19 protein-coding genes are annotated in these 23,759 nt (G+C 73.5%); 4 read left to right on the top strand and 15 right to left on the bottom strand.

All coding sequences use genetic code 11. The annotated features are described in order from the left end of the window. Positions 1–47 precede the first annotated feature (47 nt). Positions 48–719 (top strand): hypothetical protein, encoded by a 672-nt coding sequence (locus F1544_RS09295; protein ID WP_167584511.1) that lies wholly within the window; start codon positions 48–50, stop codon positions 717–719. 10 nt (positions 720–729) lie between these two features. On the opposite strand, the gene F1544_RS09300 is transcribed toward F1544_RS09295, so the two are convergent. After that, entirely contained in the window at positions 730–2,196 is a 1,467-nt protein-coding gene (locus F1544_RS09300; RefSeq protein WP_167584513.1) for an HNH endonuclease signature motif containing protein, read from the bottom strand. A 189-nt stretch (positions 2,197–2,385) separates the two neighbouring features. On the opposite strand from F1544_RS09300, the gene F1544_RS09305 reads away from it, so the two are divergent. Together F1544_RS09305 and F1544_RS09310 are read left to right on the top strand one after the other, a co-directional pair. Continuing rightward, on the top strand, positions 2,386–4,041 hold the full coding sequence (locus F1544_RS09305; protein ID WP_167584515.1) for an ABC1 kinase family protein: 1,656 nt from the start codon (positions 2,386–2,388) through the stop codon (positions 4,039–4,041). 177 nt (positions 4,042–4,218) lie between these two features. Further along, entirely contained in the window at positions 4,219–6,297 is a 2,079-nt protein-coding gene (locus F1544_RS09310) for a S53 family peptidase (RefSeq protein WP_167584517.1), read from the top strand. 131 nt (positions 6,298–6,428) lie between these two features. On the opposite strand, the gene F1544_RS09315 is transcribed toward F1544_RS09310, so the two are convergent. The 11 genes from F1544_RS09315 to F1544_RS09365 form a co-directional block, all read right to left on the bottom strand. Continuing rightward, positions 6,429–7,451, bottom strand: coding sequence for an amidoligase family protein (locus tag F1544_RS09315; protein ID WP_308469967.1), 1,023 nt, complete (start codon positions 7,449–7,451; stop codon positions 6,429–6,431). A 29-nt stretch (positions 7,452–7,480) separates the two neighbouring features. Further along, positions 7,481–8,134, bottom strand: coding sequence for a hypothetical protein (locus F1544_RS09320; protein ID WP_167584519.1), 654 nt, complete (start codon positions 8,132–8,134; stop codon positions 7,481–7,483). Then, a complete protein-coding gene (locus F1544_RS09325; protein ID WP_167584521.1) occupies positions 8,131–8,673 on the bottom strand; it encodes a SigE family RNA polymerase sigma factor in 543 nt (180 codons plus the stop codon). The genes F1544_RS09320 and F1544_RS09325 overlap by 4 nt, the downstream gene beginning before the upstream one ends. A 155-nt stretch (positions 8,674–8,828) precedes the next feature. Further along, on the bottom strand, positions 8,829–9,827 hold the full coding sequence (locus F1544_RS09330) for a TauD/TfdA family dioxygenase (RefSeq protein ID WP_167584523.1): 999 nt from the start codon (positions 9,825–9,827) through the stop codon (positions 8,829–8,831). Between the two features lie 213 nt (positions 9,828–10,040). Continuing rightward, positions 10,041–11,303: a formaldehyde dehydrogenase, glutathione-independent gene (gene fdhA / locus F1544_RS09335; RefSeq protein ID WP_167584525.1), complete on the bottom strand. Its 1,263-nt coding sequence runs from the start codon at positions 11,301–11,303 to the stop codon at positions 10,041–10,043. A 152-nt stretch (positions 11,304–11,455) separates the two neighbouring features. Next, entirely contained in the window at positions 11,456–12,202 is a 747-nt protein-coding gene (locus tag F1544_RS09340; protein ID WP_167584527.1) for a DNA-formamidopyrimidine glycosylase family protein, read from the bottom strand. 13 nt (positions 12,203–12,215) lie between these two features. Beyond that, entirely contained in the window at positions 12,216–12,449 is a 234-nt protein-coding gene (locus tag F1544_RS09345) for an SCO4848 family membrane protein (protein WP_167584529.1), read from the bottom strand. Between the two features lie 4 nt (positions 12,450–12,453). Continuing rightward, positions 12,454–13,572, bottom strand: coding sequence for a YihY/virulence factor BrkB family protein (locus F1544_RS09350; RefSeq protein ID WP_167584530.1), 1,119 nt, complete (start codon positions 13,570–13,572; stop codon positions 12,454–12,456). 27 nt (positions 13,573–13,599) lie between these two features. Further along, positions 13,600–14,142 (bottom strand): 2'-5' RNA ligase family protein, encoded by a 543-nt coding sequence (locus F1544_RS09355; RefSeq protein WP_308469968.1) that lies wholly within the window; start codon positions 14,140–14,142, stop codon positions 13,600–13,602. After that, positions 14,139–15,155 (bottom strand): tryptophan--tRNA ligase, encoded by a 1,017-nt coding sequence (gene trpS, locus F1544_RS09360; RefSeq protein WP_167584531.1) that lies wholly within the window; start codon positions 15,153–15,155, stop codon positions 14,139–14,141. Before trpS ends, F1544_RS09355 begins: the two co-directional genes overlap by 4 nt. Further along, positions 15,148–18,231, bottom strand: a complete 3,084-nt coding sequence (locus F1544_RS09365; protein ID WP_167584533.1) for a glycoside hydrolase family 2 TIM barrel-domain containing protein — start codon at positions 18,229–18,231, stop codon at positions 15,148–15,150. The genes trpS and F1544_RS09365 overlap by 8 nt, the downstream gene beginning before the upstream one ends. Before the next feature lie 9 nt (positions 18,232–18,240). Here F1544_RS09365 and F1544_RS09370 point away from each other — a divergent pair, with 9 nt between their 5' ends. Next, a complete protein-coding gene (locus F1544_RS09370; RefSeq protein WP_167584535.1) occupies positions 18,241–20,268 on the top strand; it encodes a beta-galactosidase in 2,028 nt (675 codons plus the stop codon). Positions 20,269–20,347: 79 nt separating this feature from the next. Here F1544_RS09370 and F1544_RS09375 read toward each other — a convergent pair whose 3' ends face one another. The 3 genes from F1544_RS09375 to F1544_RS09385 all read right to left on the bottom strand — a co-directional run bounded on the left by F1544_RS09375 (position 20,348) and on the right by F1544_RS09385 (position 23,637). Continuing rightward, positions 20,348–21,265 (bottom strand): carbohydrate ABC transporter permease, encoded by a 918-nt coding sequence (locus tag F1544_RS09375; protein ID WP_167584537.1) that lies wholly within the window; start codon positions 21,263–21,265, stop codon positions 20,348–20,350. After that, positions 21,262–22,227 carry a carbohydrate ABC transporter permease gene (locus F1544_RS09380; protein WP_308469970.1) on the bottom strand — a complete coding sequence of 322 codons (966 nt, stop codon included), beginning with the start codon at positions 22,225–22,227 and terminating at the stop codon, positions 21,262–21,264. The genes F1544_RS09375 and F1544_RS09380 overlap by 4 nt, the downstream gene beginning before the upstream one ends. A gap of 66 nt (positions 22,228–22,293) precedes the next feature. After that, complete coding sequence (locus F1544_RS09385; protein WP_167584539.1) at positions 22,294–23,637, bottom strand: ABC transporter substrate-binding protein; 1,344 nt, start codon at positions 23,635–23,637, stop codon at positions 22,294–22,296. Positions 23,638–23,759: the final 122 nt, after the last annotated feature.

The raw sequence follows: 23,759 nt of genomic DNA on the forward strand, positions 1-23,759 counted from the left end.
CCGGGCGGCGGCCTCCGCCTCGCGCCGCGGCGGGGGACACTCCAGCGGTGGAGCTGAGCGGTCCCGTCCCCGGCGCCCAGGAGGCACGCCCGGGCCTGTCCCCGGACGTGACCCGCGCCCTGGCCGCCCTGGTCCCGCAGGAGGCGCTCCAGCGGGCCTTCGGTCGCGGCGCCCGAGGCGGCGGGAGCCTGTCGTGGCGGCACGTGCGCGTCGACGAGGCGCAGGCGGCGGACCTGCTGGGCGGCCCGGTGCCGTCCCTCTCCGCTCTCCGCGGCCCCGACGTCGTCGAGCACCTCTCGGTCCACCGCGGCCTGCCCACCGAACCGCTGCGGGCCCAGCTCGAGGCGGGGTGGCTGACCCTGCACCTGCGCCTCGCGTCCCTGCCGGCCGCCCAGCGCTGGGAGCACGCGCTGCTGTGGCCGGTCGTGCGGCAGGGCGCCTCGGTCCTGGACGTCCGGGCTCAGCAGGCGGACACGCGACCCACCACCCCGTGGCCACAGCGCGTCGCGAGCTCCCGCGACGTGGGCGGCGACGACTTCACGGTCGTGACGGTCGCCGGCACCGAGGTCGGCGTCCAGGTCGACACCTCGGGCGTCGTGCACCTGACGTGGCAGCTGCTCCGCGGCGGGCACGTGCTGCGGGCGTCACTGCTGACCCGCCGTGAGCCGGGGGCCGCCGTGGAGCTCGTCGCCACGAGCGGCCTGCTGGAACGAGGGTGAGGCGGCCGGCCTACTGCCGTGAGGTTGTCGGCGGGGCTGCGGGGGCGCGCAGGTGTGCCCCGAGTTCTCGGGTGAGGCGCCGGTCGGCGGGGTAGGTGTTGCGGACCCAGGGTCGGGTGACGGGGTTTCCGGGCCACCTCGGGTCGCGGGTGATCCAGCGGGCTTCGGTGGTGCGGTCGGGGCGGAGCCGGACCTCGAGGTGGTGGGCGTGCCAGGCGCGGTGGTGGGTCGGGCAGAGCAGGACCATCCGGTCCAGGTCGGTGGTGCCGCCGTCCTCCCACGCGGGGAAGTGGTGGGCCTCGCACGCCCAGGGGGCGGTGATGCAGCCGGGGGCGGCGCAGCCGCCGTCGCGGACCGCGAGGGCGGTGCGCTGGCTGCGGGTAGCGAGGCGGGTGCTGCGGCCGAGGTCGAGGACCGCGCCCGCAGCGCTGGTCAGGACGCGCTGGAGGGTGGCACCGCAGACGAGGTACCCCAGGGTGGCGGTGGAGACGGGTCCGTGGCCGTCGACGGTGGCGGTGGTCTGCGCATCGCGGTGCTCGATCGCGGCCTGGACGTCCGCCACCGTCGCGACGACGGAGACGCGCGCCGTCTCGGCCACCACCGGTTCGGACGCCTGCGCCCCGCGCTGCAGGAGGGTGACGAAGGCGTCGGCGTCGCGCTGGCGCTTCGAGCGCGGGTCGCGGATCAGTTCACCGTTCGCCTCGACCTGCACGGGAAGGGGTGCGGAGGCGGCGTTGACGGCCTGCTTCACGATGACGGTGGCCGTCTCGTCCAGGTCTACGGTGATGCGGCACATCCCGTCGACGAGGGCCCCGAAGACCAGACCGCGGCGGGTGGTCGCGTCGGGGTCGCGGAAGGTGCGGTCCTCGTGGTCGGGGTCGATGGTGAGGACCAGCTCGCGGGCCAGCTGCCCCGCGACACCCGGGCAGTGCCGGGCGGCGTTGCGGGTCAGGTGGGCGTCCAGGAGCTCCGCGCTGCGGTGCTCGACGACCTCACCCGTGACTCCATCGGTGAGGGTGGTCGTCCCGCGCCGGATGGTGGTCGGGATGCGGGACAGCGCGGTGACGGCGACGTCGAGGTGGGCCCGGGAGGCGTCGCCGGCGGCGAGGGCGTCACCGAGGTGCTGCAAGGCGCCGCGGTCGCCGTCGACGCCTCCGATGACCCCGTCCCAGATGACGGAGGGGTCGGTGACCTTCGCGGCTTCCACGTCACGCCGGGCCTGACCCCTCGGTAGGCGGTTGGGGGCGCAGGCCAGGAACGTGGCCGTGTCCGACGCCGAGGAACCGGCCTCAACGAGGACGCGGACCAGGTGCAGGTAGGCAGAATCGGCCTGGTGACGCAGCCGCAGGAACGCCGTCACGGCCTCCTGGGCGGAGGCCAGGGAGAAGCTCGACGCCTTGACGTCCGCGACCTGCGACAGCGCCACCTGCAACGCCGCGAACGGCTGGTGCAGGGGGTGCTCACCGTTCCAGGTCATGCCTGCAGTCTAGTCGAACGAACGTTCGATGACCATGCTAACCTTCTGTGCTGCAACGGTTTCGCCACTCCTCGTGGCTCCCACTGCCGTCTCCGTGGAGGGTGCCGCGGTCCGGCCGCCGCCACCCGGCAGGCCGCCTGACCCCCTCGCGGAGCGGCGCGCGGAGCGACGCCGTGGATGATGGGGGTCGTGCGCCACCAGGACCGGTACCTGCAGATCAGCCGGGTCCTGACGCGCCACGGCCTCGGCTACTTCATCGACGCCCTCGGCCTGGAGCGCTGGGTGCGGCCCGACTTCCAGCGCATCGGCCGCTCCTCGGACCGCGAGCGGTACACCCGCGCCCAGCACGTCCGGCTCGTGATGGAGGAGCTCGGGCCGACCGCCGTCAAGATCGGCCAGATCCTCTCGACCCGCCCCGACCTCCTCTCCCCCGCCTTCCAGCACGAGCTGGAGAAGCTGCAGGACTCCGCCAAGCCGGTGCCCGGTGACGTGATCCGCGCGGCCGTGCGCGAGGAGCTGGGCGCCGAGCCGGAGGAGCTGTTCGCGGAGTTCGCCGACACGCCCCTGGCGAGCGCGTCGATCGGGCAGGCCCACGCGGCCGTGCTGGCCGACGGCAGCGAGGTCGTCGTGAAGGTCCGGCGGCCGGGGGTGGTCGAGGAGGTCGAGGGCGACCTGGAGATCCTGCGGGCCCTGGCCGTGCAGGCCTCCCGGCGCTGGTCGGTGGCCGCCGACTACGACGTCGTCGGCCTGGCCAGCGACTTCGCCGACACCCTGCGGGCGGAGCTGGACTACCTGCAGGAGGGCCACAACGCCGAGCGGTTCGGGAAGAACTTCGCGGGGGACCCGGACATCCGGGTGCCGGCGGTGCACTGGGACACCACGACGTCGCGGGTCATCACCCTCGAGCGCCTGCGCGGCATGAAGATCAGCGACACGGAGGCGCTGGGCCGGGCGGGCGTCGACCGCTCGCTGCTGGCCGCGCGCGCCACGCGCCTGCTGGCCGACATGGTGTTCGAGCACGGCTTCTTCCACGCCGACCCGCACCCGGGCAACTTCCTCATCGAGCCCGACGGTCGGATCGGGCTGCTCGACTACGGGATGGTCGGGGAGGTCGACGAGCGCTCCCGCGAGCAGCTCGCGATGCTGCTGGCCGCCTTCGACCGCCGCGACCCGGCCCGGATCGCGGCGGCGTTCGCGACGATCGGCATCACCGAGCACCGCGTGGACCGGGTGCGCCTGACCGCGGACACCGCGCACCTGCTGCGCACCTACGAGGGTCTCCCGCTGGGCCGGCTGAAGGTCGGCGACGTGGTGCGCGACGTCCTCGCGATCCTGCGCCGCCACCACCTCGCGCTGCCGCGGAACCTGGCCCTCGTCGTGAAGATGATCGTCATGACGGAGGGGCTGGGCGCGAGCCTGGACCCGGACTTCCAGCTCGGCCGCATCCTCGGCCCCTACGCGCGCCGGCTGGTGCGCCGCCACCTCGACCCCCTGGCCCTGGCCCGGCGGGTCCGCCAGGCGGGCGTGGACACGGCCGCGCTCGGCGTGGAGCTGCCCGGGCAGCTGGTCCGCCTGCTCGACGTCCTGGACCGCGACGGCGTGGCCGTCTCGGTGCGCACCGACGAGCTGGAACCGCTGGTCGCCCGGGTGGAGCGGATCGGCAACCGGCTGGTCGTGGGCCTGGTGGCCTCGGCGGGCATCGGGGCCCTCGCGACCATCATCTCGACCGACGCCGACCGGCTGCGCCCCCACGAGGCCAAGGTGACCGCCGTCGGGGTCGCCGTCGTCGGGTCGCTGACCGCCTACCTGGGCTGGACCGCCCGGGGTCAGCGCCGCCGCCGCTGACCCGGCCCGAACGACCCGCCGGCGCCCGCGGGGCGGGCCACCCGTCCAGCACCCGCCACCCGGCGAACGCAGCGTCGCTGTGAGTTCACCCGAAATCCTGTTGCCCGGGCGAACTCGTGGTTGCGTGTCCCCCACGCGGCCACTCACAGGAGCGGCCCGCTCCGATTCGAGGTCGAAGTGCGTCGAACGTCTCGTGTCCACGCCCTCACCGGTGCCGCCGTCCTGGCCTGCACCGTGGGGCTGTCGCTCACCGCCACCGCCGCGTCCGCCGCCCCCGGGCGCGGCGCCCTGACCACCAGCCGACCCACCTGGGCGCAGTCCTCCGCGCTGCGGCGCGCCGCGTCGGCCGGGGACGTCGTGCACGCGCGGGTCTACCTGCCCTGGCGGGACCAGGCGTCGCTGGACGCCCTGACCGCAGCCGTGAGCACGCCCGGCTCCCCGCAGTACGGCGCCTTCCTGACCGCCCAGCAGTTCCGGAGCCGCTTCGCGCCCACCCAGAAGGACGTCACCGCGGTCCAGCAGTGGCTGCGCGGCGCCGGCCTGACCATCGCCGACACCCCCGACAACGGCCACTACGTCGCCGTCGAGGGCACGGTGGCCCAGGCCGAGGCGGCCTTCGGCACCACGCTCGGCCTCTACAGCGCCTACGGGCAGACGCTGCGTGCCCCCGAGACCGTCCCGAGCGTGCCCGCCGCCCTCACCGGCGTCGTGAGCGCCGTGGTGGGCCTGGACGACAGCACGCTGCTCCTGACGGGCAACGCCTCGACCGGGAACGACCCGAAGCAGGTGCACGGCGCCCCGGGCGTGGGCTTCCGCGCGGGTCAGCCCTGCGCCCCGTACTACGGCGCGTCCAGCGTGACCACACCCGCTCCCGTGTACGGCTCCCCCACCACCCCGCTCGCGCCGTGCGGGTACACGCCGGCGCAGGTCCGGGGCCTCTACGGCCTCGCGTCGACCGACACGGGGGCGGGCCAGACCGTCGCCTTCGTGGGTGCGAACGCGAGCCCGACCATCGTCGCGGACGTCACGACCTACAGCCGGAAGCACGGGCTGCCCGACCCGAAGATCCAGCAGCGCGTCGCCCCGGGCGTCTACAAGCACCCCGACACCCCGCGGCAGGTCCCCGGCGACTACTACGGCGAGCAGACGCTGGACGCCGAGGCGATCCACTCCACGGCCCCGGACGCGACCCTGCTCTACGTGGCGTCCTCCAACGCCAACCAGGACTTCGACGCGGCCGTCAACTCGATCGTCGACAAGCACCTCGCCTCGATCATCTCCATCAGCTACGGGTTCGGCGGCGAAGGCGTTCCGCAGGGTTTCATCAACAGCCTCGACAAGACGTTCCAGCAGGCGGTCGCGACGGGCGTCGGCGTCTTCGTCTCCAGCGGCGACAACGGTGACGAGGCCGCCACCGGGACGCTGCAGCCGGACTTCTACGCCGACGACCCGTACGTGACCGCCGTCGGCGGAACGTCCGCGGCCATCGTCCCGTCCACCGGCAGCGCCGGTCGCCTCGGCGGAGCCGGTACGTCGGCGCTCACCGCGGCCGCAGACTGGACGCGGGAGTTCGAGGTGGGCTGGCAGACCGGCCTGGCCCCGGTCACGGGCGGCACGATCACCCCGACGACCAGTGGCGCACCCACCTACACCCTGACCGGGACGATCGGCGCCCTGCCGGGCACCCTCAACGGCGGAGCCGGTGGCGGCACCAGCCGCCTCTTCGCGGAACCGGCCTACCAGCAGGCCGCCGGCATCACCGCCTCGGGCCGGTCCGTGCCCGACGTCTCCGCACTCGCCGACCCGAACACCGGTCTCCTGGTAGGGCAGACGCAGTCGTTCCCCGAAGGCACTCTCTACGACGAGTACCGCATCGGCGGCACGTCGCTGTCGGCGCCGCTGATGGCCGGCATCGCCGCGGTCGCCAACCAGCGCGCGGGAACCCCCCTCGGGTTCTTGAACCCGCTCATCTACCGCGCTTACGCCCGCGGTGCCGGGTCCTCGACGACTCCGTCGGCGACCGCCTCGACGACACCGCTGTACGACCCGGACCAAGCCGACCTGGGCTCCACTCCCGCCGTCGTCCGCGTCAACTACGCCGACGACGTGTCCCCGGCCGGCGGACGCACCTACAGCATCCGCACGCTGGAGGCCGACCCGCTGACGACGCTGGACACGGTGCGGGACTACGACGGCAGCACCGGGGTGGGGACGCCCAACGGCAACGCGTTCCTGACGGCGCTGACCGGACGGTAGGCCCGGGAGTTCCGGGGAGGGTTCCGCCGGTGAGCTCCTGGTCGGAGTTCAACGGCGGAGTTCCGAGGAGGGCGGTCGGGGGCGACTCCGGCCGCCCTCTCCGCGCGTGCGGAACGTGCTGGCGTGCCGCTTCAGCCGCCGACGAGGGCGAGGAGCTCGGCGGCGGACCCCTCCCCCGCGCGTGGGCGCGGGAACGGCCGCTCGTCCCGGCACCGGTCGAGGAGGCGCTGGACCAGGAGGACCTGCGCCAGCACCTCGTCCGCGTCGATCGCCCCGGGCAGGAGCCGCACCTCGAGCGTCTGCGGTCCCGGGCGCAGCCCGAGCACGCGGGCGAGGTTCACGTCGCAGAACTTCGACACCCCCGTGCCGGCGGCCTGCGTGCGCAGCCGCTCCCAGTCCGCGCCCGGTTCCTCGACGAGCTCGACCAGCGCGGCCGGCAGCGGCGCCAGGCGGCGGCAGTGCGGGTTCGTGGCGAACAGCTCCCACAGCGCCGCGCGCCACGTCCCGAACAGCCGCACCACGTTCGAGAACGCGACCGCCTGCTGGAACGGGGCCCCGTCGACGTGCAGGTGCACCGCGGCCTCGCGCGGCACGGTGAAGCCCAGGTCGCGCGCCGCGGACAGCAGGGGCTCCAGCGCCTCCCGGTGACCCGCCGCCAGCGGCGGGGTGACCACCTCGCAGGGCCGCTCCCGCTCCCCCGGCAGCGGCGCCGCGAGGGCGATGGTCGCCCCCGCGGCGTCCTGGACGCGGCGGACCGCCCCGAGGGTCTCAACCTCGACGCCGAACAGCTCCGCCACCGGCGCGAGCACCGACCCGATCCCCTCCGCCGGGTCGGTGCGCGCGGCGACGAGGCGCAGCAGACGCGGGTCGTCGCTGAGGATCCGGTACCAGCCCGGGCGCGGCGGTGCCCCCGGGTCGAGGTCCGCGACGATCGTCGTGTCGTCGACCAGGCTGCAGCGCAACGCCCCCGCGGCGTCGAGGACGTCGAAGCCCGGGGTCAGGTGCAGGAACCGCTCGACGCCCGGGGCCGCGGACGGTTCGCTGTCGGTGTGGAAGACCGGGCGGACCCGCCCGCCGCAGCGGCGGGCGAGCTCGTCGGCGAGGTCGCGGCGGCTGGCCCCGCGCGGGGCCAGCAGCTCGACCTCGAGACCCACCCGCAGGTGCAGGTGGGTCCCGGAGCCGATCAGGGGGCCACCGGCAGGGTCTCCCCCGCCGTGAGCTTCTGCCCGGCCGTGACCTTCGCCTCGTACGGGTCGCCGCCCCACAGCCGCGCCAGGGCGACCGCGTCGTCGTAGTCGTAGCCGGCCGCGAAGAACGCCTCGACCGCGGTGGCGTCGTCGCCGGAGGGGGACGTCCCGGGCGCCGGCGGCGCGCTGCCCGGCGCCACGGGGAGCGTCGCCCCCGCGAGCAGCTCCTCACCCGCCCGGGTCTTGGCGTCCTCGACGGTGGCGCTGCCCCACAGCGCCGCCAGCGCGACGGCGTCGTCGTAGTCGTAGCCCGCCGAGAAGAAGGCCGGCCAGGAGTCCGGCGTGGTCCACTCGCCGTCCCCACCGAGCGGCGCGCTGGTCGCCGGCACCGTCGGGGTCGGGCGGACGGCACCCTCCCCCGGGGAGCCGACCACCGTCCCGGCCGGTGCGCGGCCCAGGCCGCTGAGCTGGGGCGCGAACGCCGCCAGCCCCGCCACCACGGCGGCGACCGGCGCGGCCTGCGCCGCCCGTCGCCGCCGCAGCCGCCGGCGCCCCCCGGCACCGGCCGCCGCCGCCAGGCCGTCGGGGGCCTCGACCCCCGCGGTCGCCCGCTGCATCTCGCCCCTGAGCTGGTCCTCGAACGGGTTCACCGTTGCTTCGCCTCCTCGGCCTCGTGCGTGCTGAGGACGGACGCCGGTGCCCGGCGGCCGTCAGTGCTCTCTCCACCCAGCGCCCGCCGGAGCCGGTCCAGCCCCTTGGACGCCTGGCTCTTCACGGTTCCCCGCGACACGTCGAGCTCGTCGGCGATGCGCTCCTCCGACCAGTCCTCGAAGTACCGCAGGACGATCACGGCCCGCTGCCGCGGCGGCAGGGCCGCCAGGTGCCCGACGATCGCGGAGCGCTCCGCCCGGGCGTCGGCCCCGTCGTCGGCGGCCCGGTCGTGCCAGGGCTGCATGGCGACCTCGCGGGGCCGCCGGGACAGCCGACGCCACCGGTCGGCGACGTGGCGGCCCATCGCGGCGCGGGCGTAGGCGTGCGGGTCGTCGATGCTCGGCCAGCGCACGTACATGCGCTCCAGCACCTCCTGCACGAGGTCCTCGGCCGCCCCCCGGTCGCCCGTCATGAGCAGCGCGACCCGCAGCAGCCGCGTCCCCCCGGCCCGCACGAACGCGTCGTAGTCCTCGCGCACGCCGCCTCCCCGTCCCCGCTCGTCCGACTCCTCGCGCCTGCCCTCTCCGCACGGACCCGCGCGACCGGCCCGTGCACCCCCCTAGACGCCGCGAGGGCCGCCCCGGTTGCCCGGTGCGGCCCTCGTCCTGCCCCGATCCCCCGGGGACGGCCGGATCAGCTGAAGCTGGCCTGCACGACCCGCTCGCCACCGGGGCGGGCGAAGCGCGAGCGGCGCAGGTCGCGCACGACGAAGCCGCGGCTGATGAAGCGGTCGGTGCCGTCGAAGCGCGGCGCGAACGACGAGCGGCCGTGCATCGCGCGCAGGTTGTCCAGCAGCAGCACGTCACCGGGCTGCAGGACCACGGCGTGGCGGTGGGCGACGTAGACCTCGAGCACGCGCTCCAGCAGCGCCTGCGCGCGCTTGGTGATGCCGTGCATGAGGTCCTGGTCGACGAGCAGCGTCGGGTCGTCCGGGTCCCCGGAGAGGATCGGGAACGGCCCGCGCACCTCGCGGGTGTCGAGGTAGTCGGCGAAGGACTCGTCGACCAGCGTCGTCCACAGCGGCCGGTAGAGCTCCATGAGGTCGCTCGGGTCGAAGTGCGCCGCGAGGTCGAGCCCGCGGAAGGCGTAGGTCGCGGCCTGGCTGTCGCCGCGCAGGCAGCCGAGGACGACGTAGTCGGGGCGCAGGGCGGAGAAGCACTGCTCGGTGTGCGCCTCGAGCTCCACCTTCGAGCCCTGCGACTGCTGCGTCGCGGCGAGCTTCGGGTTGGGGACCATGTCCTGCAGCAGGTGGCCGTGGCCCTCGGCGGCGTAGCCCACCATGTGGCCCAGCGCGTGGCTGACGATGCCCTGCTGGCGCGCCAGCAGGGTGCGGCCGCCGATGCCCCCGGTGTTGTCGACCGGCGTGGCGGGCAGCTCGCCCGTGTCCAGCCCGCGCAGCACGAGGACGCCCGAGTCGGAGCCGCGCTCCTCGAAGGCCCACAGCTTCTCCAGCAGCGTCGCGGGCAGCTGCGGCACGAGCAGGCGCGCCCGGCGGCAGAAGTCCTCGGGCTGCGCGACGGGGTCGACGTCCAGCTGCTGCCCGAGCGCGGCCAGCGCGCCCCTCTCGTCGCTGCTCAGCTCGTGGAACGTGGGGACCGCAGCGGAGCTGGACAGGAACACGGACGCGGACATGGACGGGTCTCCGATCGACGATGAACAGGTGCTGTGCAGCGTAGCCCTCCGCACGTGCGCATCCTGCCCACTCGAGGCGGCCAGAGCCGTCAGAGTGACGTCTGACGTCTGCACCGCCCGACCACGATCCGCGCACCGTCTCGTCGCCCGCTCGCTCCTCGGCGGTGATCATGCAGGTAGTACCTGCATGATCACCGCGGGTGGAGGGACAGGTCAGCCGCGCGGGATCATGCCGTGCGGGTCGATGACGAACTTCTGCGCCGCGCCGGCGTCGAACTTCGCGTACGCGTCCGGGGCCTCGTCGAGGGTGATGGGCGTCGCCCCGACGGCCTTCGCGATCTGCACCTTGTCGTGCAGGATCGCCATCATCAGGCCGCGGTGGTACTTCATGACCGGGCACTGGCCGGTCGTGAACGACAGCGACTTCGCCCAGCCGGTGCCGAGGTCCAGGGACAGCGCACCCTTCTTCGCGGCCTCGTCGATCCCGCCCGGGTCACCCGTGACGTAGAGCCCGGGGATGCCGAGGGCGCCGCCCGCCGCGGTCACCTCCATGAGGGAGTTCAGGACGGTCGCGGGCGCCTCCGTGCCCGAGCCGGACCCGTGCCCGCGCGCCTCGAACCCGACGGCGTCGACGCCGCAGTCGACCTCCGGCACGCCGAGGATCTGCTCGATCTGGTCCTGCGGCGAACCCTTGGAGATGTCGACGGTCTCGCAGCCGAAGCTGCGGGCCCGCTCCAGCCGGTCGGCGTTCAGGTCGGCGACGATGACGACGGCCGCCCCGAGCAGCTGGGCCCCCACGGCCGCAGCGAGTCCGACCGGGCCGGCGCCCGCCACGTAGACCGTGGAACCCGGCCCGACGCCCGCGCTGACGCAGCCGTGGAAACCGGTGGGGAAGATGTCCGACAGCATCGTCAGGTCGAGGATCTTCTCCATCGCCTGCGCCTTGTCCGGGAACTTCAGGGCGTTGAAGTCGGCGTAGGGCACGAGCACGTACTCCGCCTGCCCGCCCACCCAGCCGCCCATGTCGACGTAGCCGTACGCCGAGCCCGGCCGGTCCGGGTTCACGTTCAGGCAGATGCCGGTCTTGCGCTCCTTGCAGTTGCGGCAGCGGCCGCACGCGATGTTGAACGGCACGCTGACGAGGTCCCCGACCTCGAGGAACTCGACGTCGCGGCCCTTCTCGACGACCTCACCCGTGATCTCGTGGCCGAGGACGAGGTTCGGCGGTGCGGTCGTGCGGCCGCGGACCATGTGCTGGTCGGAACCGCAGATGTTGGTGGCGACGAGCTTGAGGATGACGCCGTGGTCGACGCGACGGCCGACGTTGGCGGGGTTCACCCCGGGGCCGTCCTTGAGGACGAAGTCCGGGTAGTCGATGGACTGGACCTCGACCTTGCCCGGTTCGAGGTAGGCGACGGCGCGGTTGCCCGAGGGGCGCGAGCTGGAGACGCTCGGGTCGGCTGCAGTGGTCGTCACGTGGCTGCCCTTCTGCGGAGGCCCCGACGTCGGCGTCGGAGCCTGGAGCTGCAGTGCACTCCACGCGAGCCGCCACCGCAAGCCGCCCACGGCGCGGCGGCCGGCCCGTCACCGCTCCCGGCCGGTCCTGCGGAGGCTGGGGACGCCCCGGCTCAGCGCTGCTCGGCGGGGCAGGCGTAGGTGGTGCGCCCCCCCAGCTGCCACGTGCGGACCGGCGCGCCGCAGCGGCGGCAGGTGTTGCGCTTGTAGACCCACCGCTCGGTGGGGGCGTCGGGGTCGCTCACGACGACGCCGGCCTCCAGGCCGAGGGTGAGGTGGACGACGGCCAGGTCCCAGATCCGCCCGGCCTCCTCCGCGTCGACTCGGCGGGCCGGGTCCACCCCCGCCAGGAACAGCAGCTCGGCGCGCCAGGCGTTGCCGAGCCCCGCCCACACCGCCTGGTCGAGCAGCGCGGTGCCGACGGGCGCCCGCTTGGCCGTGAGCCGCCGGACGGCCTCCTCGCGCGCGGCGGGACCGCTGTCGCGCAGCGGGTCCGGGCCGAGACCCGCCACCAGGGTGTCGCGCGCGTCGGGCGTCATGGCCTCGCAGCGCATGGGCGCCACCAGCGAGAACGCCACCTCCCGCGTCGCCAGGCGCAGGCGGGTCCCCGCGCGCGGCGGGAGCCCCGGGTCGTCGGTGCGCAGGAAGAAGCCGTCGTGGCCGAGGTGGACGTGCAGGGCGGGCGCGTCCTCGACGTCGTAGAAGAGGTGCTTGCCCCAGACGTCGACGCCGCGCACGACGTGGCCGTCGAAGGGGGTCGCGTCGAAGCGGCCCTGCGGGCTGGACGCGGCGACGACGTGCCCCGCGAGCGCGGCCGCGTGCTCGCGGCCGTAGCGGTGCAGCAGGTGTCCCTCGGGCACGGCCGCGCTCCCGTCAGCGCCCGGCGGGTGCCCGGCGGCGCAGGCCCCGGACCCCGATGACGGCGATCGTCGCGCCCAGGACCAGGCTCACGACGACGAGGACGAGGTGGACGAGCAGGAACGGCTGCGGCCCGTCGGCGAAGGAGCGGGGATCGGCCCAGATGTTCTTGAGGAACGTCGGCCAGATGATCCAGCTCCAGACGCCGAACAGGACGAGGAACACGCTGGTCCGGCGGGAGAGCACCATGGCCTCATCCTCTCCTGCCCGCCGCGCGCGCCACCGAGCGGACCGCCGCCCGGCCCGCCACGGCGACCCCGGCGCCCAGTGCCCCGAGCACGACGCCCGCGGCCAGCGTGGTCCGGTCCTCGGCGCGTCGGCTGAAGGAGGGCGCGTCGACGGCCCGCGGGCCGAGCGGGACCTCGTGGTCGGCCCGCACGGGTACCTGCGCGGCGACCAGCGTCCCGGCGTCCTCCGCCGTGGTCGCGGCCCAGGCGGCGGCCCACAGGACCAGGCGGCCGAAGAGGTTCATGAAGACGAGCAGCACGATGATGCTCGCGGCCGCCCCCAGGAAGGCGTTGCCCTCCGCGCTGCGCTGGGCGATGCCGGTCCCGAACTGCTTCAGCAGCCCCAGCCCGATCCCGCCGAGGACGGCCCCCGACAGCAGCTGGCGCAGGGGGATGTTCGCGCCCGGCAGGATGCGGAAGACGGTGAGGAAGGTGGCGGTGTCCAGGACGAAGGACACGAGGAAGCCCGCCGCGGTGACCAGCCAGCGCCCGGCCGTGGTGTCGTCGACGTCCAGGAACCCGAGCAGGTACTGGGCGGCGACCTTCGTGACCAGCACGGAGGACACCGACAGCAGGACCCCGAGGCCGATGATGACGAGGACCGCGAGGTCGCGGAGCTTCACGAGCAGGAAGAACCCGCCGCCCGCGTCCTCGCCGAAGACGGCGCGGATGCCCTGCCGCATGCCGTCGATCCAGCCGAGTCCGGTGAACGCCAGGGTGCCCAGCGAGACGACGAGCGCCCAGTTCAGCGTCGAGCTGTTGAGCACCTCGTCGATGTAGATGCCCGTGGTCTCCTCCTGCCCCACCGGCGGGGAGCCCGGCTTGAGCAGCCCCGACAGGTAGGTCCGGCCCACCTCGACGAGGGCCGCGACCACGGGGTCGCGCACCTGGGGCACCGCGGCCATGACGAGGCCGAGCACGGTGAGCCCGGCGGCCACCGCGGGGAACACCGAGAAGAACGCGAAGTACGCGATCCCGCCCGCGAGGACGTTGCCCCGCGCGTCGTTGTAGCGCTGGTACGCGCGTCCCGGGTGGGTCTTCATGACCTTCGCGATGCCGCCGGTCACCTGCTGCAGCGCGCTCACGCCACTCCTCGCCTGGGTCGTCGTCGGCTACGCCTCGCCGAAGGCGAAGTCCTCCCGGGGGCGCCACACGCCGTCGGCGCCGTGCTCGTAGAGGCTGAACCCCCTCACCGTGAAGGTCGCCTCCCAGTCGCGCAAGGTGAGCTCGGCACGGTCCAGGTTCGCCTCGTCCACGTCGTGGGCGACGGTCACGTGCGGGTGGTACGGGAAGGACAGGTCGCGCTCCAGCGGGCCCGAGCGGATCGCGGCCTGCAGCAGCTCGCACTCGGAGATGCCGCGCGACAGCGGGACGAAGACCACCGGAGACACCGGGCGGAACGTCGCCGTCCCCCGCAGGTGCACCTCGAACGGCGCCAGCCGGGACGCCGTGTCGCGCAGGTGTCGGCGCGCCGCGCGGAACCGGGTGCGCGGCAGGGCGCTGGGCGGCAGCAGCGTGATGTGCGGCGGGACCTGGTCGGCCAGCGGGTCGCCGAAGGCCTTGCGCCACGCCGCCAGGTCGGCCGCGTGCGGCTCCGGCACGGCGATCGAGATGCCGATCGTCGGCGCCGCCAGCGCGGAGCGCAGCCCGTTCACCGCCTCCGGCCCACGAGGCCCACGCGGTCGTACACGAGGGCGAGGGTGTCCTCGGCGATGGCGTTCGCCCGGCGGGCGCCGTCGGCGAGGATGTCGTCGAGGGTGCCCGGGTCGCCCAGCAGCTCCAGCGTGCGCTCGCGCACGGGGCCCAGGACGTCGGCGACGACCTCCGCGAGCTCCTTCTTGAGGTCGCCGTAGCCGCGGCCCGCGAAGTCCTGCTCGAGCTCGGCGACGCTGCGCCCGGACAGCGCGGAGTGGATGCTCAGCAGGTTGGAGACGCCCGGCTTCTCCGCGAGGTCGAAGCGCACCTCGCGGCCCGTGTCGGTCACGGCCGAGCGGATCTTCTTGGCCGTCACCTTCGGGTCGTCCATGACGTCGACGATGCCGCCCGGCGACGACGACGTCTTGCTCATCTTGGCGCCCGGCTCCTGCAGGTCGAAGACCTTGCCGGTCTCCTTGAGGATGTACGGCTTCGGGACCACGAAGGTCTGCCCGAAGCGGCTGTTGAAGCGCTGGGCGAGGTCGCGCGTCAGCTCCAGGTGCTGGCGCTGGTCCTCGCCGACCGGCACCTCGGCCGCCTGGTAGAGCAGGATGTCGGCCGCCATGAGCACCGGGTAGGTGAACAGCCCGACGGTCGTGCCCTCGTTGCCCTGCTTGGCGGACTTGTCCTTGAACTGCGTCATCCGGCTGGCCTCGCCGAACCCCGTGAGGCAGCTGAGCACCCAGGCCAGCTCGGCGTGCGCGGGCACGTGGCTCTGCACGAACAGCGCCGAGCGCTGCGGGTCCACCCCCCCGGCCAGGTACTGCGCCGCGGTGCGGCGGGTCCGCTCGCGCAGCGCGGCCGGCTCGGGGGCCACGGTGAGGGCGTGCAGGTCCACGACGCAGTACAGGGCGTCGTGGGAGTCCTGCAGCGCCACCCACTGGGTCAGCGCCCCGAGGTAGTTGCCGAGGTGCAGCGAGTCCGACGTGGGCTGCATGCCGGACAGCAGCCGCGGGCGGGCCTCCTCAACCATGCGTCTCAGTCTGCCAGTCGCGGGCGGGTGCCCCGTCACCCGTCGCGTCACCCGTCGCACCCAGCGGGCGCAGGACGACGCCGAAGCTGGTGGGCGCGGAGGCGAGCCGGTACTGCGGCAGGGCGCCGGGGCCGCAGGAGCCGGTGCCGATGCCCTGCTGGGCGGCGTCGAGGTGCACCCAGACGGACCCCTCGTCGCTGAGCTCGACGGTGTGCCGGGCCGCGTCGAGCTGCGCGGTGCTCCAGCGGCGGGCGGTCAGCCCGGTCGTGGGCAGGCCCTCGACGCGCAGGCCGGGACCCGCGCCCGTCAGCTCGGCCCAGCGCACGTCGGCGCGCTGGCCGTTCTCCTGCGGGAAGACGTACGGCGTCTGCAGCGCGTCGACGGACGCCGTGAAGCGGCCCACCCGCGTGCCGTACCCCGTGTCCGCGTACGCCTCACCCGGGCCGCGGCCGAACCACGTCACGTCGGCGAGGTGGCGGGGCAGCCGCAGCCGCAGCCCCAGGCGGGGCAGCGGGACGGTCATCTCCCCCTCGGGCACCACGTCGACGTCGACGCGCACGCCGCCCTCGACGGCGCTCCAGCGGTAGGTGGTGACCCAGCCGAGGTCGGTCCCGGGCGGGGCGACGCGGCTGCGCACGACGACCGCGTCGCCGGTGACCTCCACCGCGGTGGTGCGGTGGCGCAGCCGGTCCAGGCGCAGCTCGCGCCACGGGCCGGCCAGCGGGTCGCCGTGCATGCCGGCGTCGTTGTCCGTCGGCGCGCGCCAGAGGTCCAGGCGGGCCTCGCCGACCGCGAGGTCGCCGAGGGCCAGCAGGTCGCCCGTGCGGGCGTCCAGGCGCGCGGGCCCGACGAGCAGGTCGCCCTGCTCGCGGCGCGGGGCCGTGCGGGCCGGCCCGTCCGCCGCGGGCTCCTGCGCGGGGCCGGCATCGAGCTGGACCTGCCCGGTGCCGACGACGTGACCGGCCGACGCCCACCGGGTGCCGGCGCTCAGGACGGCGCGCACGGTGAGCCAGCGCTCGGTCGCGGCCGGACCCAGCTCGAGCAGCTCGGCCGGCACGTCGAGCAGGACGGACTCCCCGGGGGCCAGGGCTGGTGCCGCCCAGCTCGCCGTGGCGCGCAGCTCGCCCCCGTCCTCGACGGTGGCGACGAGCTCCAGGTGCTCCAGCGACACGACGTTGTAGCGGTTGGTCAGGCGGAGCCGCCCGGCCGCGGTGTCCTCGACGCTGAAGCGGGCCGGGGCGACGACGGCCGCGTAGTCCAGCAGCCCGGGCGAGGGCGCGCGGTCGGGGAACACGAGCCCGTCGGCGACGAAGTTGCCGTCGTGGACGTCCTCGCCGAAGTCGCCGCCGTAGGCGAAGCGCTGCCGGCCGACCTCGTCGCGCTGGCGCAGGCCGTGGTCGATCCACTCCCAGACGAACCCGCCCATGCAGCGCTCGGAGGAGTCGAAGATCTCCTGGTACTCCTCCAGACCGCCGGGCCCGACGCCCATGGCGTGCGCGTACTCGCACTGCACGAAGGGCATCGCGCGGCGGCGGGCGTCGGCCTCGGCGTCCGCGAGCGGCTCCTCCGTGCGGGTCGCGATGGCCGCGGTCTCGGCGTGGTCGGCGTACATGCGGGAGTACACGTCGACGTCGGGGCAGGACCAGTCGTGCTCGTAGTGGATCGGCCGCGACCCGTCGCGCTCGCGCGTCCAGCGGGCCATGGCGGCCAGGTTCTGCCCCGTGCCGCTCTCGTTGCCCAGCGACCACAGCACGATGCTGGGGTGGTTCTTGTCGCGCTCCACGGTGCGGCGCATGCGGTCGACCATCGCGTCGGCCCACCGCGGGTCGTCGGAGGGGTTGTCGCGCCAGTCGACGAAGAAGAACCCGTGGGTCTCGAGGTCGCACTCGTCGACGACCCAGAGGCCGAACTCGTCGCACAGCTCGAGGAACTCCGGGTGCGGCGGGTAGTGGCTCGTGCGGACCGCGTCGACGTTGTGCCGCTTCATGAGCAGGACGTCGTCGAGCATGTCCTGCCGGGTGACGCTGCGGCCGCGGTCGGGGTGCGCCTCGTGGCGGTTGACGCCGTGCAGGGTGACCGGCAGGCCGTTGACGGTGAACACGCCGTCGACGATCGCGACCGTGCGGAAGCCGATCCGCAGGGCGATCCGCTCGGTGCCCGTCACGACCTCGGCGTCGTACAGGCGCGGGACCTCGGCCGACCACGGCTGGGCGCCGGGCACGGCGGCCTCCTCGCCCGCGGCGAGGTCCAGGCCCAGCTCGGGCACCAGCACGCGGGCCGCGGCCCCGTCGCGGGTGGCGACGTCGACCCGCAGGGTGCCCGCGCCGTCGGCGAAGCCCGCGTGGCAGAACACGTCGTCGACGCCGCCCGCGGGGCGGCGCAGCAGCGCCACGTCGCGGAAGATGCCCGAGAGCCACCACATGTCCTGGTCCTCGAGGTAGCTGCCGGAGGACCACTGGTGCACGCGCACCGCGAGCTGGTGCTCCTCCCCCGCGGCGAGGGCGTCGGTGACGTCGAACTCCACCGGCAGGCGGCTGCCGACCGAGCGGCCGACCTCGGTGCCGTCGACGTGCACGGAGAACGCGGAGTCGACGCCCTCGAAGCGCAGGACGACCCGGCCCTCACCGGACGGCAGGCCGAAGGTGCGCCGGTAGTCGCCCGTGGGGTTCTCCGCCGGCACGAAGGGCGGCTCGAGGGGGAACGGGTAGGTGACGTTGGTGTAGGCCGGCGAGCCGTGGCCCTGCAGCTGCCAGTGGCCCGGGACGGTGATCCGGTCCCACGCGCTGTCGTCGAACCCCGGGCCCGTGGCGTCCAGGGGCACGTCGGCGCGCGGGGACAGCCGGAAGCGCCAGGAACCGTTCAGGTCCACCCGCGGGGCGTCGGAGCGCAGCCACGCGCGCGCGGGCAGCGCCCCCCGCGACGGGGTGTGCTCCTCGATCCAGGTGGCGGTGCTGCTGGTCCGGGCGGCGGCGCTGTCGTCGGTCACCGGGGAACCCTCCCCGCGGTGTTTCCGGATGTCAAGATGTGTTCGATCCTGTTCGTCGCGTCGGCGTCCCGGGCGACGGCCTGCTGCCATGCTGGGCGCGTGCGGAACTGGACTGAGGACGGCATCGCGTTCGGTGCGGACTACAACCCCGAGCAGTGGCCCGAGCAGGTGCGGTGCGAGGACCTCGAGCTGATGCGCGAGGCCGGCGTCACGCTGGTCTCGGTCGGCATCTTCTCCTGGGGCCTGCTCGAACCGGAGCCGGGTCGCTACGACTTCGGCTGGCTGGACCGGGTCCTCGACGACCTGCACGGCGCAGGCATCGGGGTCGACCTCGCCACGGCGACGGCCTCGCCGCCGGCGTGGATGTCGCAGCGGTGGCCCGAGGTGCTGCCCGTCGACCACGACGGCCGCCGCCACACGTTCGGCAGCCGGCAGAGCTGGTGCCCCAGCTCGCCGGTGTACCGGGAGCGCTCGCTCGCCCTGGTCGAGGCGCTGGCCACCCGCTACGGGAGCCACCCGGCGCTGCGCCTGTGGCACATCAGCAACGAGCTGGGCTGCCACAACGCTCGCTGCTACTGCGACGTGAGCGCCGCCGCGTTCCGGGAGTGGCTGCAGCGCCGCTACTCCGGCGTGGACGCGCTGAACGACGCGTGGGCCACGGCGTTCTGGAGCCAGCACTACACGTCGTTCGACCAGGTGCAGGTGCCCGCGCTGTCGAGCTCGTTCCCGAACCCCGCGCACGCCCTCGACTTCGCCCGGTTCTCCTCCGACGAGCTGCTGGGCCAGCACCTGGCCGAGCAGGCCGTCCTGCGCCGGGTCACCCCCGACGTGCCGACCACGACCAACTTCATGGTCTCGGCCGGCCAGACGGCCATGGACTACGGCCGCTGGGCCCGCGAGCAGGACGTCGTGTCCAACGACCACTACCTCGTGCACGCCCTCGGCGACCCCCGCGCCGAGCTGGCCTTCGCCGCGGACATGACCCGCGGCGTCGCGGGCGGCCCGTGGCTGCTCATGGAGCACTCCACGAGCGCCGTGAACTGGCAGCCCGTCAACGTCGCCAAGGCGCCGGGTGAGATGCTGCGCGACTCCCTCGCGCACGTGGCCCGCGGCGCCGACGGCGTGATGTTCTTCCAGTGGCGCGCCAGCTCCGGCGGCGCCGAGCAGTGGCACTCCGGGATGGTTCCGCACGCGGGCCGCGACAGCGACCGCTTCCGCGAGGTCGTGGAGCTGGGCGCGGTCCTGCAGCGCCTGGCCGACGTGCGCGGCAGCGACGTCGAGGCCGACGTCGCCGTCCTCGTGGACTACCAGAACGCCTGGGCCCTGGAGGCCCCGACGCTGCCGTCGGCCCGCGTGGGCCACCTCGACGTCGCCCACCAGGTGCACCGCCTGCTGTGCGAGCGGCAGACCACGGCCGACGTCGTCGCCGTCGGCGCCCACCCCGACGACCTGGCCGAGGTGCTGGCGCGCTACCGCGTCGTCGTGGTGCCCACGCTGTACCTGTGCGACGACGCCACGGCCGCGGCCGTCACCGCGGCGGCCGAGGCCGGCGCGCAGGTCGTCGTGACGTACCTGTCCGGCACCGTCGACGAGCGGGTCCGCGTGCGCCTGGGCGGCTACCCCGGCGCGTTCCGCGACCTGCTGGGCGTGCGGGTCGAGGAGTTCCACCCGCTGCTCGAGGGCGTCGGCACCGCCCTGGACGACGGGTCCACGGGCGAGGTGTGGTCCGAGCGCGCCACGGTGGCCGCCGACGTCGAGGTCCTGGCCTCCTACGGCGACGGCGCCGTGGCGGGCTCCCCCGCCCTCACGCGCCGCGCCCTGCCCGGCGGCGGCGCCGCCTGGTACGTGGGCACCACGCTGGACGACGAGGCCCTCGACGGTCTGCTGCAGGCGGTCTGCGCCGCGGGCGGCGTCGCCCCCGCGGCCCCGGCGACGGGGTTCGTCGACGTCGTGCGCCGCCGCGACGCGACGACGGGCCGCAGCTGGCTCTTCGCCCTGAACCACGGCGAGGAGACCGCGACGGTCCGGGTGAGCGGCGTGGACGCCGTCTCGGGCGCCGACGTCGACGGCACGCTGCACCTGGCCCCCGGGGCCAGCGCCGTCGTGGCGGAGACCCCGCGCCCCTGAGCAGCACCCCACACGCACGACGACGGCCGGCTGGAGGATCCAGCCGGCCGTCGTCGTCCCCCCCCTCGGGGTGGGTGCCTCAGCCCTTGGTGGCGCCGAGGGTCAGCCCCGAGACGAACTGCTTCTGCAGGGCGAAGAAGACCACGAGCACCGGCAGGGCCACGAGCACCGAGCCCGCCGACAGCAGGTTGTAGTCGGTGAAGAACTGGCCCTTGAGGTTGTTCAGCGAGCTGGTGATCGGGAACTTGTCCCCGGACTGCAGCAGCACGGTGGCCCAGAAGAACTCGTTGTAGATCCAGGTGATCTCGAGGACCGCCAGGGCCGCCAGCGCCGGCCGGCACAGCGGCAGGGTGATCTGCCACCACTGCCGCAGCACGCTCAGGCCGTCGACCTGCGCGGCCTCGTACAGCTCGTACGGCAGCGTCTTCATGTAGTTGCTCAGCACGAAGGCGCAGAAGCCGGTCTGGAAGGCCGTGTTGACGATGATCAGCGCCCAGTAGCTGTCGAGCAGGGTGCCCGAGTAGCTGAACCAGTAGGGCACCTCGACCGAGCGGAAGAGCCGGTAGAGCGGGATCAGCAGGGCCTGCGGCGGCAGCAGGTTCGCCGCCGTGAACAGGCCCAGCAGCGCCAGGTTGAACTTGAAGTTGAACCGGGCGACCACGAAGCCGATCGAGGAGGCCAGCAGCAGCGCCAGGACGACGGACGGCACCGTGATGATCACCGAGTTGAGGAAGTGCTGGCCGAAGTCGCCCTGAGCCCACGCCTCGGTGTAGTTGTGCAGCGTGAACCCGCCGAAGGACAGGTAGCCGTTCGCCTGCGTGTAGCTGTAGTCGCGGAAGGAGTTGAACAGGGCCCACAGCAGCGGGAACAGCCACAGCACGGAGGCGGCGACCAGGAAGACGTACAGCACGACGCGCGCCGGCGTGAGCGGGCGACGGGCCTGGTCCGGCGCGCTCTCGGTGCGACGCCGGGCGGCCTGGGCGGTGGAGGTGCTCATCGTTCGTCCTCCCGCATGATGACGTTCAGGTAGATGCTGATGAACACCAGCGAGATGAGCAGCATGATCGTGGCCAGGGCCGAGCCGAAGCCGATGCGGCTCGCCTCACCGACGATGTTCTGCGTCACGAGCGTGGCCAGCAGCTCCAGGCCGTTGCGGCCCTGGTTGATGACCCAGACGAGGTCGAAGGCGCGCAGCGACTCGATGACCGTGATGACGAGCACGATGATGTTGATGGGCCGCATCACGGGGAAGACGATCCGGAAGAAGGTCTGGACCTCGGTGGCGCCGTCCATCTGGGCGGCCTCCTTGAGCGAGGCGTCCACACCCTTCAGGCCCGCCAAGTAGAGGAGCATGACGTAGCCGACCTGCCGCCAGCACGTCGCGAACAGCGCCGCCCAGATGTTCCACTTCGGGTCGCCGTAGAAGTCGACCTGCGTGCCCAGCACGGCGTTGATGAGGCCCTGGTCGCGGGAGTACATGAGCTGCCAGATGAAGCCGATCAGCGCCAGCGACAGCACGACCGGCAGGTACAGCGCGGTCTGGTAGAACCGGCTGCCCTTGAGGTCCTTGTCGATGAGCACCGCGAAGAAGATGCCCAGCGGCGTCGCCACCACGAACATCACCACGAGCCAGAGCAGGTTGTGCTCCACCGCCGGCTTGAAGGGCGGGTAGATGGTGAAGACGTCGGTGTAGTTCTTCAGCCCGACGACCTTGATGTCGGACAGGCCGCCGATGCCGTTCCAGTTGGTGAACGACAGCAGCACGGACGCGATCGCGGGCAGCCAGATGAGGCCGACGACGATCAGGGTCGGGATCGCCACCATGAGGACGACGACGATCCGGTCCGAGCCGCTGAGGCGCCGGACCCGGCCCGACTTCGCGGCACCGGTGTGCGAACCCCCGCGGGGTGGTGGCTGCGCCGTCTGGGGCGCCACCAGGGGCAGGTCAGGAGACGACACGACGACCTCCGTGGTCGGTGCGGGGCAGTGCGGTGCAGGACAGGTCGGGACGGGTCCGGCGGGTCATCACGAGGCGAAGATGCTCTTCTTCTGGCTCTCGATCGAGTTGACCAGGCCGTCGATGTCCGCCGGGTTCTGCAGGAAGGTCTGCAGCGAGGGGATCATGACGGTGGAGGCGAAGTCCGGGCGCGTGTCGCGGTCCATGAACTGCGAGATGGACTTGGCGCTGCCCACGAACTCCGCGCACTTCTTCTGCAGCGTCGTGTACCCGGACTGGTCGGACTTGGTGTTCGCCGCGATGCCCGAGGGGTCGGCCTTGGTCTGCACCTCGCCGTCCTCCGGCGAGCCGAAGAAGGTGAGCAGCTTCTTCGCGCCCTCCTCCTCGCGGGGGCGCTTGGACATCATGAACCCGTCCAGGGGGGCCTCGACCGCGTCGGCGCCGACGGCCGGGTCGACCTCCGGGAAGTTGAAGAAGTCGATGTCCTCCTGGTCGGTGTCCGGGAACTGCTGACCGATGAAGGAGCCGATGACCATCATGCCGGAGGTCTTGTTGACGACCCCGGTGGCCGCCTCCTGCCAGGTCCGGCCGAGGGCGTCGGTCTGGTGGTAGGGGATCAGCGAGCGCCAGGTGTCGAAGACCGTCTTGACCTTCTGGTCGGTCCAGGCCTCCTTGCCGGCCATCAGGTCGACGTGGAACTGGTAGCCGTTGATGCGCATGTTGAGCTGGTCGAACGTGCCCATCGCCGGCCAGCCCTCCTTGTCGGCGAAGGCGAGCGGGACGAGGCCGTCGGTCTGCATCTGCTTGGACAGCGCGGTCATCTCGTCGAGGGTCGTGGGGGCCTGGTAGCCCTTCTCCGCCCACAGCGACTTGCGGTAGAAGACGGCCCACGGGCCGTAGGTCGTCGGCACGAGGTACTGCTTGCCGTCGTCACCGGTGGAGGCCTTCTTGAAGGCGTCGGTGTAGTCGCCGCCGATGGTCTCCCACACGTCGGAGATGTCGCCCGCGAGGCCCTGGCCCGCGAAGAAGCGCATCCGGTAGCCGGCGAACCAGGAGAAGACGTCGTCCGGGCTGCCCTGCAGGTAGTTGTTGATGTTGTTCTGGAAGGTCGTGTGGTCGACCTTGTTCACCTTCACGGTGATGCCCTGGGCCTTCTGCGCCGCGGCGACCATCGCGTCCATGGCCTTGACCGGGACCGGGTCGGAGAAGTTCGACCCGAGGGTGACCTGGGCGCCGCCGCCACCGCCACCACCGGTGGTGCCGCCACCGTCGCCGCAGGCGGCGAGGAGGGCGGGGATGCCGCCGGCGAGCAGCGAGCCGCGCAGCAGGCCGCGTCGGCTGAACGACGTGGCGCGCACGGAGTCGGGGATCAGGCCGGCGAGGTACTCGTCCTGCGTGGAGGGGCGGGTCATGGCGACTCCTTCGTCGTTCGGGGGCGTCGGCGCCCCGGTACCCGTGCACACGATCGCGCAGGGGCAGGACCGAGACTGAGGTGCCCCACGATCTCTGTCAAGCGAATCGCGCAGACTCGGAC

Source organism: Kineococcus rubinsiae, from assembly GCF_011839805.1.
Taxonomy (GTDB): domain Bacteria; phylum Actinomycetota; class Actinomycetes; order Actinomycetales; family Kineococcaceae; genus Kineococcus; species Kineococcus rubinsiae.